The 12,979-nt window shown below is 52.7% G+C and carries 11 protein-coding genes; 8 read left to right on the top strand and 3 right to left on the bottom strand.

From position 1 onward, the window contains the following. Positions 1–96: 96 nt before the first annotated feature. From pdxA to ACJJI4_RS22855, 3 genes are all read right to left on the bottom strand, one after another. Positions 97–1,080 (bottom strand): 4-hydroxythreonine-4-phosphate dehydrogenase PdxA, encoded by a 984-nt coding sequence (pdxA, locus tag ACJJI4_RS22845; protein ID WP_444926567.1) that lies wholly within the window; start codon positions 1,078–1,080, stop codon positions 97–99. Between the two features lie 76 nt (positions 1,081–1,156). Beyond that, positions 1,157–2,497, bottom strand: a complete 1,341-nt coding sequence (locus ACJJI4_RS22850; protein WP_444928263.1) for a peptidylprolyl isomerase — start codon at positions 2,495–2,497, stop codon at positions 1,157–1,159. Beyond that, positions 2,497–5,100: an LPS-assembly protein LptD gene (locus tag ACJJI4_RS22855; RefSeq protein WP_444926568.1), complete on the bottom strand. Its 2,604-nt coding sequence runs from the start codon at positions 5,098–5,100 to the stop codon at positions 2,497–2,499. The genes ACJJI4_RS22850 and ACJJI4_RS22855 overlap by 1 nt, the downstream gene beginning before the upstream one ends. Positions 5,101–5,395: 295 nt before the next feature. On the opposite strand from ACJJI4_RS22855, the gene ACJJI4_RS22860 reads away from it, so the two are divergent. The 8 genes from ACJJI4_RS22860 (at position 5,396) to trpC (ending at position 12,979) form a co-directional block, all read left to right on the top strand. Then, positions 5,396–6,478, top strand: a complete 1,083-nt coding sequence (locus ACJJI4_RS22860; RefSeq protein WP_444926569.1) for an aminoglycoside phosphotransferase family protein — start codon at positions 5,396–5,398, stop codon at positions 6,476–6,478. Positions 6,479–6,507: 29 nt separating this feature from the next. Next, on the top strand, positions 6,508–7,215 hold the full coding sequence (locus ACJJI4_RS22865; protein WP_444926570.1) for a nucleotidyltransferase family protein: 708 nt from the start codon (positions 6,508–6,510) through the stop codon (positions 7,213–7,215). Between the two features lie 19 nt (positions 7,216–7,234). Next, positions 7,235–7,897 (top strand): ribulose-phosphate 3-epimerase, encoded by a 663-nt coding sequence (rpe, locus tag ACJJI4_RS22870; RefSeq protein ID WP_444892691.1) that lies wholly within the window; start codon positions 7,235–7,237, stop codon positions 7,895–7,897. 231 nt (positions 7,898–8,128) lie between these two features. Continuing rightward, positions 8,129–9,640: an anthranilate synthase component I gene (gene trpE, locus ACJJI4_RS22875; protein ID WP_444926571.1), complete on the top strand. Its 1,512-nt coding sequence runs from the start codon at positions 8,129–8,131 to the stop codon at positions 9,638–9,640. Beyond that, a complete protein-coding gene (locus ACJJI4_RS22880; RefSeq protein WP_444914855.1) occupies positions 9,627–10,490 on the top strand; it encodes an ion transporter in 864 nt (287 codons plus the stop codon). Before trpE ends, ACJJI4_RS22880 begins: the two co-directional genes overlap by 14 nt. Continuing rightward, a complete protein-coding gene (locus ACJJI4_RS22885; RefSeq protein WP_444912048.1) occupies positions 10,487–11,065 on the top strand; it encodes an anthranilate synthase component II in 579 nt (192 codons plus the stop codon). Before ACJJI4_RS22880 ends, ACJJI4_RS22885 begins: the two co-directional genes overlap by 4 nt. A gap of 73 nt (positions 11,066–11,138) precedes the next feature. Continuing rightward, positions 11,139–12,188, top strand: a complete 1,050-nt coding sequence (gene trpD, locus ACJJI4_RS22890; protein ID WP_413664251.1) for an anthranilate phosphoribosyltransferase — start codon at positions 11,139–11,141, stop codon at positions 12,186–12,188. After that, positions 12,182–12,979, top strand: coding sequence for an indole-3-glycerol phosphate synthase TrpC (trpC, locus tag ACJJI4_RS22895; RefSeq protein WP_444928264.1), 798 nt, complete (start codon positions 12,182–12,184; stop codon positions 12,977–12,979). Before trpD ends, trpC begins: the two co-directional genes overlap by 7 nt.

Raw genomic sequence — 12,979 nt, forward strand, 5'->3', positions numbered from 1 at the left:
GTGAGCATTTCAGTTGGATACCCTTTAGGGCCTTTCACTGCGCTCACGTGTTGAGGGCATGGTCCACTCTTTCTCCAAGCAAGTTTTAGGCACTGGTTAGGAACTGCGCAATTTAGCTATCGCCACAGCCTGAGACAGTGCGGCTTTGAGACTGCCGCAGTCTGCAATGCCTGTGCCCGCGATATTGAGAGCTGTGCCGTGGTCTACTGAAGTGCGGATAAAGGGTAGCCCCAAAGTGATATTGACGGCGTGGCCAAAACCCTTGAATTTTAACACTGGAAGCCCCTGATCGTGATACATAGCTAAAACGGCGTCACATTCCGACAAATGCGGCGGTGTAAAAAGAGTGTCTGCGGGAAGTGGACCTTTCAGTGATATACCTTGGTGGCGCAAGTGTTCGAGTGTGGGTTCAATTATTTCTATTTCCTCATGGCCTAAGTGTCCCCCCTCTCCAGCATGGGGGTTGAGGCCGCAAACGCTAATACGAGGATTGGAGATGCAGAAATGTTCCCGCAAACTGGCGTCGAGGATGGTAATAATCTGCTCTAGAAGCGGGGGGGTGATAGCAGCGCTCACCTCTTTGAGGGGCAGGTGAGTTGTCACTAGAGCAACTCGAAGGTCCTCTGCTGCTAGCATCATAACGACACGCTCAACACCGGCTTTTTCAGCAAAGAACTCTGTATGGCCGCTAAATGGAGTACCGGCATCATTGATAATGCCTTTGTGTACGGGCCCTGTAACCACGGCATCAAACTGGCCGGCCAGGCACCCCTCTGCCGCAACTGTAAGAGTTTCCAATACATAGGGTGCATTGACTGCATTCAGTAAGCCGGGTTTAGCAGGCTCGGCTATGGAGACCGGTAGTATGTAGAGAGCACCGGCAGGTGTTCCCTCTGTGCCTGCTTTGGACAGAGGAAGGAGCTGAAGAGGCAACCCCAATGCCGCAGCGGTATCTGTCAGTAGCTGGGGATCAGCAATTGCGACAATCTGTGCAGGAGAACTCTCTTGTGCAATCTTCACGGCGAGCTCAGGGCCAATACCTGCAGGTTCTCCGGGGGTGAAGGCAATTTTAGGAGCCATTGCTATATAACTTTCCTGTAGCTACAAAAAAAAACCGGGCACAGGGCCCGGTCTTTACCGCTGAAAAAGCGGCTTACTATTGGTTTCCTGAGTCCTCGGTGGTCTCAGAGTCCGGCAATTTGATCTCAACGTACGCCTGGTCGCGAATCTCACGGCGCCAGTTTTGCAGTTCTTCTTCATAGCGGCGGTTGCGCAGCAAATTGGCTGCCTGATTACGGATATATTTGTCGGTCATATCCTGTTTGCGCCGATCTTCAACCTGCAGGATATGCCAGCCGAACTGGCTGCGGAAAGGCAGGCTAATGCTGCCAATCTCAGTTGCATCCATAGCTTGGGTAAACTCCGGTACAAACTGCCCGGGCATAGACCAGCCAAGATCGCCACCGGATAGCATAGAACCTATATCCTCTGAGTTCTCGCGCGCGAGCTCGCTAAAGTTATCGCTGGCCATGGCCTCTTCACGCAGCTCAATCAGCTTATTGTAAGCTTGGTCATCGGTAAGAATAGCGGATGGCTTAAGCAGGATATGGCGAACTTTTGTCTGTTCTACCAACTGCTCACTTGCACCTTTCTGAGCGTGAATCTTTAACAGGTGAAAGCCTGCATCACTGCGGAAAGGCTCGGTAACATCGCCGGCTTTTAAGTCGGTGAGGGCATCGGCAAAAAGAGTTGGAAGCTCGACGGTCTTGCGCCAACCCAGGTCACCACCGGAGAGGGCATTCTGGCCGGCAGAGTTAGCGATTGCTAGGCGGCGGAAGTCAGCGCCTTCTTTGGCCTGTTTAGCTAGGTCTTCAGCCTTCTCCCGTGCCTGGGTAACTTCGCTGCTGGGAGCGCTGGAACTTACGGGGATCAGGATATGACCCAGCTCAAATTGAGGGGACTTCCAAAACTCCCCCTCTTTGGAGCGCAGAAAGTTATCGATATCCTGGTCGGTAATCTGGATCCGGCGGTTAACGCTGCCTTGCTCGACCCGGCGAATCATCAGCTCCTGGCGAATTTGCTGACGAAAGCTCTTCATGCTCATTCCGTCAGCGAGCAGGCGCTGGCGGAATTCTTCGGGGCTGACTCCGGCATTTTGTTGGACACGGGCGATAGCTTGGTCCAGCTCTGATTCAGAGACGGTGACCCCTGCGCGAGAGGCCATCTGCAGCTGCAAACGCTCGATAATCAGTTGTTCGAGGACCTGGCGACGCAAAACATCTACTGGAGGAGCCTGAACCTGTTGTGATTGGATTTGGCTGGCGATGGTATTCATGCGCTGGGCCAGTTCACTGGCCATTACAACATCGTCGTCAACAACGGCGACTACCCGGTCAAGGGTTCTGACTTGTGCGGTGGCAGTGGCGGCGATCAGAACACTAGCTGCCAGCACGGGAGCTAGGCCCAGTTTCGGTACGAATTTCTTAATTATTCTCATCACTGTTTCAGCTCTTCTCTCTGATCAAAGTTGGCAATCCCCTGGGTCAGCATTTCTGTCACGGTTGAACCAAAGCCTGCTAATCCTTTGAGTTCGACTTCAAGATAGATACCTTCGTCGTACTCAAGGTCTTCAGCAGATACAACCCCTGCGAGATCGTTGTCCAGTGTGCGTCGCCACACCAGTCGGGTACGGTAGCAGCAGTCGTCATATTCGATTCCTGCCAGGTATTCCAGTTCCCGATTCAAAGTAAGATCATAGCTGGCACCAGCCATGAGTGAGGTATGAGTACCAAGTGGGAGGACTGTTGAGGCATTTAGTTGACTCACGGTTTCATCTTCATCCTCATCCTCGTCATCCGTCGAGTCTGGTCGCTCGTAGTAATAGCTTAAATTAAAGATGCGGTAGTCGTCGTCAAGATAGCGCAGGCTGAAATTACCGCGATTAATATTGTGCTCACTATCTTCATAGACCAGCTCAGTACCCAAACGCAGGGATTCGAAAGGGCGACTCTCGATTCGTGCAGCTAGCTCTGACCGTTGAGTATCCTCAATGTAAGCGGTGCGGCCGATTTGCCTGTCACTGGAGTAGTAGACCTGTCCGACACTGGCGGAGAAGAGGTCCCGGCCACTGACTGGATCTAGAAAGCGGGTTGTCAGGCCCAGGGCAAGTCTGCCTGCATCGTCGATCCGGTCATTTCCGGTAAATCGGCTATCGCGGAATAACTGGTCGTAACTGAAAGTGTAAAGTGACGTGTCGTACAGCAAGTTGTTACTGTCAGGGTCGATCCTAATTTCAGGATCGACATCGTTAGCACGACCGCTGATATCAAAGAAGTCACTCTGATCGGCATTGCTGCTAATCAGGGTAAACAGCCGAGGTTCTAGTGTTTGGATAAAGTCGCGGTTAAATAGGTGGCTATCGCGCTCAAAGTAGAGCCCAGTATCCAGAATAAACTGGGCGGCAGCCGCATCCGGGGTATCGTCGGCATCCTCAGGTAGAAACAGGTCACTCACACTGTAAGCGAGGTAGCGGCCAGCTATTCCCGGTTTAAAATATCCCCAGAGCCACTCTTTATCCCAGTAGAATTCATAGTCGAGGCGCAACCGATCTGCGGTAATAAAGTCCCGTGTTCGAGTAATGACACTATCGGGGTCATCGGTGTCTTCGATAAACCTTATGGTTTGTGTGTCACTGTGCTCCCAGCTGGTGACTTCGTTCTGCATGGTTAGCAGCCAGTCATCCCAGCGGTAATCCCCGTCTATATCCAAACGAGGATATTGGGCAAATGTATCGAAGGCGTCATTTTCTAGTACTTGATAGTCCTGGGTACGCAGTGTTGCTTGCCAGTGCTCGCTGCGCAGTAGTCCCTGAACTTTCTGACTAACTCGGGTTTCTGCATTGATATCGAGATTGGCCGTGCTTAAATCACGAAAATAGTCCGGATCGCTGACTTTGGTGTAGTCGATATCAGTACGCCAGACACTCCCGCTGTAGCCCCCTTGTTGCTCCAAACTTATCAGCCAGCGGTCCTCACCTTTATAGGGGAGAACTAAGTCCTCAGGAAAGCCCTCATCAATCAGGTCTTGGGCAAGGTCATTATTGCCGCCATCGTCGTCTGGTAGATCGGCCAGACGGATTTCCGTACTAAACATTTCTGCCAGGTGTCTGAACTCAACTTCCAGCCCGGCTCCGCGATATTGGATATAACGCGGGGAAATGGTGGCATCCATCTGAGGTGCAATATTCCAGTAGTAGGGTATTGCGAGGTCCCAGCCATTCTTATCACTGTTGCTGAGTGTGGGAAACAAGAAACCGGACATGCGCGCATCGCCCACTGGAAAGCGGAAATACGGCAGGTATAAGACAGGTACATCCAGAATCTTCAGGCGCACATCCCGCGCAGTCCCCTGGCTTTCTACTTCATCAATATTGATCTCGCGGCCCGTGAGTTGCCAGAACTCACGCCCGGGCTCGCAGCGGGTATATGTGCCCTCTGTCAGGGTTAGCTCACCACTGGTTTGACGTGCAACTAACTCGGCATCCCCATGAATAAAAGCATCGTGCACCACATAAGTGGCATCCTCAACAGAGGCCGCTTCGCTTTCGGTATGGACTTCGGCGGAGGAGCCACGGATCAGTAAACCGGGCTCCCGAAGCTCAATCGCACCATCTAAAGTAGCGATATTTTCCGGGCGATTCAGTTTGACCTGGTCGGCGAAGAGCTGTCGGTAACCCTGGGTAATATGCACATTCCCGCTCAGCTCGGCTGAACCATCTTCCAGCCACTGGGATTTCTCAGCAGTGGCTCTCAGTGGGGCCTCCCCAGGGGGCAGGTCAGAACCGGGATAGTTGCGCGGAGGGGCCACAAAGGCGCCAGAGCACACAGCCGGTAGATTGGCTAACTCCTCCGGGGTTAGCTCAGAGCGGGGCAACCAATCCAAGTACAAATAGGGGTTGTAGTCTGGGTCAGGGTACGACTCGCCCTGATTGGCTTGCGCCCACAGAGACTGAGCAGCGATTAGGCCGAGAGCGATGGAGCGGGCTTGGGAGTTATTAGCAATCGCCAGAGCGAGGCGACGCCACCGGGAGACTTCAAGCATCAAACGATATGTTCCAGCTATCTTTTAGTGTTTCTTTATCGATGGATACGTGCGACAGCTTTCGAGCCGGGGCGCGCAAAATCATCGTCCGATTCTACTTGAATGTAGATGTGGTTAATAGCCGTACTGAAGTCGTAATGTTACAGCTAGAGGCTCAGCTTCGAAACGCAAATTACCTGGAACTCGTGTTCTGTTTTTAGCTGAGGCAAAGTAGGGGCTCCAATAAAAGTGATGGCGTCTCTGGACGCAGAGAGGCTCGGGGTTAAAATGCAGCTAGAAACAGTTGGAATATAAGATGAGCTTAAGATCGAGCAGTGAAGTTGAGAAAAGGTGCGAGATCGACTCCGATCCCAGACACAATGCCTTGAGTGAGTGGGTTGGTGTGGCCATGGATATGGGGGCTCCGGCTGATTTATCGAGCTTGGCGGGAGATGCTGGATTTCGCCGTTATTTTCGCACTCTAACCGAGCCGTCACTGATAGCGGTAGATACTCCCCCCCAATTGACTAACCCCGCCCGCTTTGTGGCTCTGGCTGATTACTTGCGCCGCAACGGTATCCATACTCCGATGGTGATTGCTGCAGACACCGCGGAGGGGTACCTGCTGCTGGAAGATTTGGGGGATACCCAATTGTATAGCGTGCTCAACAGCGACAGTGTTGAGGGACTCTACGCAGAGGTAATGAGTGAACTTTTATGCCTGCAGCAAATCCCTTTTGAGGAACAATTATTCCCAGCTTATAGTCGGGAACTACTTCTTAAGGAAATGCAGGTTATGCCTGAGTGGCTGGTGCGAGAGCTACTTGGCTACCAGCTTTCAGAGCGGGAAGAAAAGCTGCTGGAGCAAACCTTTGAATTGTTGCTTAACAGTGCGGAGGAACAGCCTCACACTATTGTTCACCGGGATTACCACAGTCGCAACCTGATGATCCGCGACGGGGAAAGGCCGGGGATTGTCGATTTTCAAGACGCAGTGTGGGGGCCCGCCACCTACGATCTGGTGTCTCTGCTCAAAGATTGCTATATCCGTTGGCCCCGCGAGCGGGTAGAGCGCTGGGTGCTGGCTTACGTCGCGACCGCTGAAGCGGCGGGTGTTATGCAGCCTGTGGACCCACAACTTTATCTTCGTTGGTTCGACTGGATGGGGTTACAGCGTCATATTAAAGTGCTGGGTCTGTTCCCGCGCCTCAGTCTGCGTGATGGAAAGCAGGGATACTTGCAGCACCTGCCGCTGGTGATTCGCTATGTTTTGGAAACCGCTGAGCGCTACCCAGAGCTGGAGCTGTTTACTGATTGGTTCAGCGGCACCCTACTGCCGCAGATAGAGCCTTTGCCCTGGTACACCGATTACCGCTGTGCCGGTGACCAGCCGCAGTAGGCCGTACGAAAACTGTACAGATTAATTTAATGAGCAAACCCAAAGAGAATTCCCCTTTGACTGCCATGGTATTGGCAGCAGGTTTTGGGCGCCGTATGCGCCCACTGACGGACCAAACTCCAAAGCCTCTGTTGCCGATTGCCGGTAAGCCCCTGATTGAATATGCAATTGAGCGCTTGGCAGCTATTGGTGTGCAAAAGGTCGTGATTAACCTGGGCTACTTGGGACCCAAAATTCGTCAACAGCTCGGTTCTGGTTCCCGCTGGGGGTTGGATATTCACTACTCCATTGAGCATGAGGAGGAGCCACTGGAAACTGCCGGCGGGATTCTCAAGGCACTGCCACTGATCGGCGATTCATCGTTTTTGGTGGTTAATGGTGATGTCTGGTGTGACTATGACCTGTCGCAATGGATCGAGAGGCCGCTGCCGGAGTCTTGCCCTGGGCGTCTTTTGATGGTCCCTAATCCTCCCCATAACCCCGATGGAGATTTTGGCATGGAGGGTGGCTTGCTGTCGGGTACAGCCAAGCCCCGCTATACCTTTGCGGGTATTAGCTGGCTGCGAGCTGAAACCCTAACTGAATACCCTAAGCGTCGCGAATGCTTTGGGCTTGGGGAAGTGTTCACCTTTAATGAGGATAAGCTACAAGCTGAACTCTATGAGGGGGACTGGTGCGATGTGGGAACCCCCGAGCGCCTGGAAAATTTAGATCGCCGACTGACTGGCGAAAGTTGAGTTACCAAAGGATATTTTGATGTCAGATTACAAGATCGCCCCCTCTATTCTCTCCGCAGATTTCGCACGTTTGGGTGAAGAGGTGGACAATGTGTTGGCAGCCGGAGCGGACTGGGTGCATTTTGATGTGATGGACAATCACTATGTGCCAAATCTCACGATTGGCCCTATGGTATGCCAGGCCCTGCGCAAACACGGTGTTGAGGCTCCGATTGATGTACACCTGATGGTGGAGCCGGTGGATGAAATGATTCGCATGTTCGCCGATGCCGGAGCTACCTATATTACGTTCCACCCAGAAGCCTCTCGCCACCCGGACCGCTCCCTACAATTGATCCGCAGTCTCGGCTGTAAAGCCGGGCTGGTGTTCAATCCAGCCAGTGGCCTCGATGCGGCCAAGTATGTAATGGATAAGCTGGATATGATCCTGCTGATGTCGGTGAACCCGGGCTTTGGTGGGCAGAAGTTTATCCCCAATACCCTGACCAAGTTAAAAGAAGCCCGCAAGTTGATTGATGAGTCTGGGTTTGATATTCGCCTTGAGATCGACGGCGGTGTGAATCGCGACAATATTGCCGAAATTGCTGCAGCTGGAGCAGATACCTTTGTCGCTGGGTCTGCCATATTCAATACCCCAGACTACGCTGAAGTGATTGCAGCTATGCGTAAGAGTTTGGCTTAATTTACAAAACTGGCGGGCAATCTCTTGCCCGCCATAGACGGGATTTGTTAACTTGTGCGCCTGCACTGAGGGAATTTCCGTGAACCACTCTTTCTCCCTGACAAACAGTTGGCGATGGCGCCACTGACCTGCTGAGGCCCAATCGAGTTTGGCGATTGAGGCACCTTTCCCGTGGGCGCTGCTTATACTCTGGCGCCAATCATAAAGAATGAAAAATTGATCGGAGTCTCCATGACCCCTACTGAATACGCTCAACTTGCGTCTGAGGGTTATAACCGTATCCCCCTGGTAAGGCGCGTACTGGCGGATATTGAAACGCCACTGTCCACCTATTTGAAACTGGCCGGAGGCCGTTACAGCTATTTGCTGGAATCGGTTCAGGGCGGGGAGAAATGGGGACGCTATTCCATTATTGGTTTACCTGCGCGGACTCTGCTCAGGGTTAAGGGCACTGACATCACAGTGGAAACTGATGGTGAGGTTGTAGAGAGCCACAGCGCCGCCGACCCTCTGGAGTTTGTTGAACAGTTTCAGCAGCGCTATCAGGTGCCTGAATTAGTGGATCTGCCCCGTTTTAACGGCGGGTTGGTGGGCTATTTTGGCTATGACTGCGTGCGCTATATCGAACCGCGTCTGGCCGCCAGTACTCCGCCGGATACCCTGGGTAACCCGGATATCCTGTTGATGGTCAGCGATGAATTGGTGGTTTTTGACAATCTTGCCGGTGCGGTAATTCTGATTGTCCACGCAAATACCGCTGAAGAAGCAGCCTATGAAAAAGCCCAGCAGCGCCTGGACCAATTGGTTGGCCAGTTGGCGCAACCGCTACCGGATACTGTGCCCCTCGATTTGCATGGGCGCGGCATTGATGAGAGCGAATTCCAATCCCACTTTGGCGAGGACAATTTTAAGCGCGCAGTAGACCGGGTTAAAGAGTACGTGCTTGCCGGTGATGTGATGCAGGTGGTGCCCTCCCAGCGCCTGTCTGCGCCTTTCAATGCGCCGCCACTCAATTTTTACCGTGCTTTACGCAGTTTGAACCCTTCGCCGTATATGTATTTCCTCGATCTGGGTGATCACCATGTGGTGGGCTCCAGCCCAGAAATTTTGGTGCATTTAGAAGAGGGGGAAATGACTGTGCGACCTCTGGCGGGAACCCGCCATCGGGGAGCCACTGAGGAGGAGGATCTTGCCCTGGAGGAAGAGCTGTTGGCAGATCCCAAAGAACTCGCCGAACATCTGATGCTGATTGACCTGGGGCGCAATGATATCGGCAGGGTGGCTGATACTGGCAGTGTCAAAGTCACCGACCAAATGTTTGTCGAGCGCTATTCCCACGTGATGCATATCACCTCCAATGTTGTCGGCCGGTTAAAGCCGGGCCTCACCGCCATGGATGCTCTGCGCGCGGCACTGCCGGCCGGTACCCTGTCGGGCGCCCCCAAGATTCGCGCTATGGAAATTATCGATGAGCTGGAGCCAGAAAAGCGTGGCATTTACGGTGGGGCGGTTGGCTACCTGGCTTGGAATGGCAATATGGATACCGCTATCGCCATTCGTACCGCAGTTATCAAGGATGGCCGACTATATGTGCAGGCGGGGGCTGGCCTGGTGGCGGACTCAGATCCACAGTCAGAGTGGAATGAAACAATGAATAAGGCCCGAGCGCTTTTTCGCGCTGCCGGTATGGCGCTGGCCAAGAGTAGTGACCCTTTAAAGATCGAGCAAGATGAGCGAAGTTAGTATTTCTCAAAAGTTGACCCTGGCTGAACGCTGCGAGCGAGTCGTCGCAGCGCCGTTATTTAACCAAATCATTATCGGAATGATTCTGCTCAATGCTGTCGCTGTTGGGTTGGAGACTTCCTCTTGGGTGACGGAGCGCTTTGGTACGCTGCTGGGCGCTATTAATCAACTGATTCTCGCCTCATTTGTTATTGAGGCGCTGGTTAAAATTTTTGCCCATGGGGCCCGTCCCTGGCGTTACTTTGCCAGTGGTTGGAATTGCTTTGATTTTACTATTATTGCACTGAGTTTGATTCCTGCTACAGGGCCGCTAGCTACCCTGGCGCGCTTGGTGCGGGTATTAAGGGTTTTGCGGCTGGTGTCTGCATTCCCGGAACTCCGCACACTGGTGGACACGCTTTTGCGCAGTTTGCCAAGCATGATGCACATTGCTTTGTTGATGAGCATCATTTTCTATATCTATGGTGTAGCGGGTTATTTCCTATTTCACGATATTGATCCAACTCACTGGCGCACTTTACCCATCGCATTTTTGAGTTTATTCCGCATAGTCACCTTTGAGGACTGGACGGATATTATGTATACAGCGATGGATTCGATGCCTTGGGCCTGGCTTTACTTCGTCAGCTTTGTGGTCATGGGGGCGTTCGTAATGATTAACCTCTTTATCGGTGTAGTCTTGAATAACCTGGAAGAGGCCAAATTGCGACGAATGGATGAAATGTGTCTGCCTCCAAGCCAGACCGAAATCCTGCGCGAACTCCGCGCAACCCAGGCCTCTCTCGCACGCCTGCAAAAAAGAATGGAAGAATCCACTTATCAACCAGAGGCTAAGGGGGCCGCGCAATGATTTTAATGATCGATAACTACGACTCCTTTACCTGGAATGTAGTGCAGTACCTGGAAGAGCTGGGTGCAAAAGTGGTGGTGAAACGCAACGACGAAATTACCCTGGATGAAGTCGAGGCAATGGCGCCAGAGAAAATCGTGATTTCGCCGGGTCCCTGTACTCCCAATGAGGCGGGTATTTCTCTCGATACCATTCGCCGTTTTGCCGGCAGTATCCCTATTTTGGGTATTTGTTTGGGGCACCAGAGTATTGGCCAGGTCTTCGGTGGCAGGGTAGTTCGTGCCCGGCAGGTTATGCACGGCAAAACATCCCCTATAGTGCACAACAACTTGGGGGTGTTCCACGGTTTGTCCAACCCGTTTGAGGCGACTCGCTATCACTCACTGGTAGTGGAGAAAAGCAGTTTACCGGAATGCCTGGAGATCACCGCCTGGACTGAGACAGAGGATGGTGAAATTGACGAGATCATGGGCGTGAAGCACCGGGAACTAGCGGTAGAAGGGGTGCAATTTCATCCTGAGTCGATTCTCACCATGCACGGTCACGATATGTTGAGAAACTTTATCGAGTCTTGAGGACCGGAAGAATAAGTGCGCGGCGGGCAGGCCCCGCCAGAATCAATAACCAGAGCGGGGCAAAGGGGGAAAAATGAATATTCAACAGGCCATTGCCAAACTGGTGGATGGCGAACACCTTACTCGTGAAGAAATGCGCGAAACCGTGGGCCAGATTATGTGTGGCGAAGCGCTGGAGTCTCAGATAGGCGCACTCCTTATCGCACTGCGCATTCGCGGGGAGACAGTCGATGAAATTGTCGGCGCTGTGGAAACCATGCGTGAGCTGGCGGTAAAGGTTGAGCTCGATCTGGAAAACACGGTTGATATTGTCGGCACCGGCGGTGATGGCGCCAATCTGTTTAACGTGTCCAGCGCGAGCAGCTTTGTTGCAGCTGCTGCCGGAGCTAAGGTAGCCAAGCATGGCAATCGCTCGGTGTCGTCCAGTAGTGGTTCTGCTGACCTGCTTGAGCACGCCGGCGTATTTTTGGAATTGAGTCCCTCGCAGATGGCACGTTGCGTAGAGACTATCGGTATTGGCTTTATGTTTGCGCCCAGCTTTCACAATGCCATGCGCCACGTTGGCCCATCGCGCAAGGCGCTGGGACTGCGTACCATCTTCAATTTACTCGGGCCGATGACAAATCCGGCGGGGGTAAAGCGCAAAGTAATCGGTGTGTATGACAAGCGCTACTGTCGCCTGTTGGCTGAGGTTCTGCAAAAGCTCGGTTCAGAGCATGTGCTGGTTTTACATAGTGATGATGGGCTCGATGAAGCCAGTATTGCTGCGGATACCTTTGCTGTGGAATTAAAGGATGGTGCCTTGCAGGAATATACCCTCAAGCCAGAAGACTTTGGCTTGCAGCGCCGTGACCTATCTGATCTTAGTGTTTCTGGTTCCGAGGACTCCCTGGCCCTGATTCGCGATGCGCTGGGTAAGCGCAATACTGAGGCGGGGCAAAAAGCCGCGGATATTATTGCGCTAAACGCAGGCCTGGCAATTTATGTCAGCGGCGTTGCGCACTCTGCAGAGCAAGGTGTCGCTATGGCACAAGATGCTATCGACAGCGGTCTCGCCGGAGAGAAAATTAACGATCTTGCCGCGTTTACCAGTGCGTTTCGCCCAGAGGAAATTCAATCGTGAGTACACCGACCATTTTAAAAACAATTGTCGAGCGCAAGTGGCAAGAGGTTGCCGAGCGCAAGGCTGAGTGCTCCACCGACGAAGTTCGCCTTCGCGCCAGGGATCAGGAACCGACGAGAGGCTTTGTCGATGCAGTGGATCGCAAGATCTCCACTGGTGAGGCTGCAGTAATTGCCGAAATTAAAAAAGCCTCTCCCAGTAAAGGCGTGATTCGCGAGGATTTCCTTCCTGCAGAAATTGCTACCAGCTATGAAAAAGGTGGCGCGGCTTGTCTGTCAGTACTAACCGATGTCGACTTTTTTCAGGGCGCAGATAATTACTTGCAGCAGGCCCGAGATGCCGTACGCCTACCGGTGCTGCGCAAGGACTTTACCGTTGATCCCTACCAAATCTATGAAGCTCGCGCGATTGGGGCCGACTGTATTTTGCTGATTGCAGCCTGCCTGGAAGATCCACAGATGGCGGATCTCAACGGGCTCGCTTTGGAGTTGGGTTTGGATGTCTTGGTGGAAGTGCACAACCACAAGGAGTTGGAGAGGGCCCTGGCATTACCTAACCGCTTAATCGGCATCAATAATCGCAATCTGCACACTTTCGATGTGCAGCTGGAAAATACCTTTAAGTTACTGGACTTGATCCCCAAAGACCGTCTTGTGGTCACGGAAAGTGGTATTCATACCACAGATGATGTTGCGGCGATGCGCGGTCATAACGTCAATGCTTTCCTGGTGGGAGAGGCCTTTATGCGGGAGGAGGAGCCGGGCAGGAAACTGATGGAAATGTTTAACTGA

This window comes from Microbulbifer maximicatervae (SeqCode) (assembly GCF_052467305.1).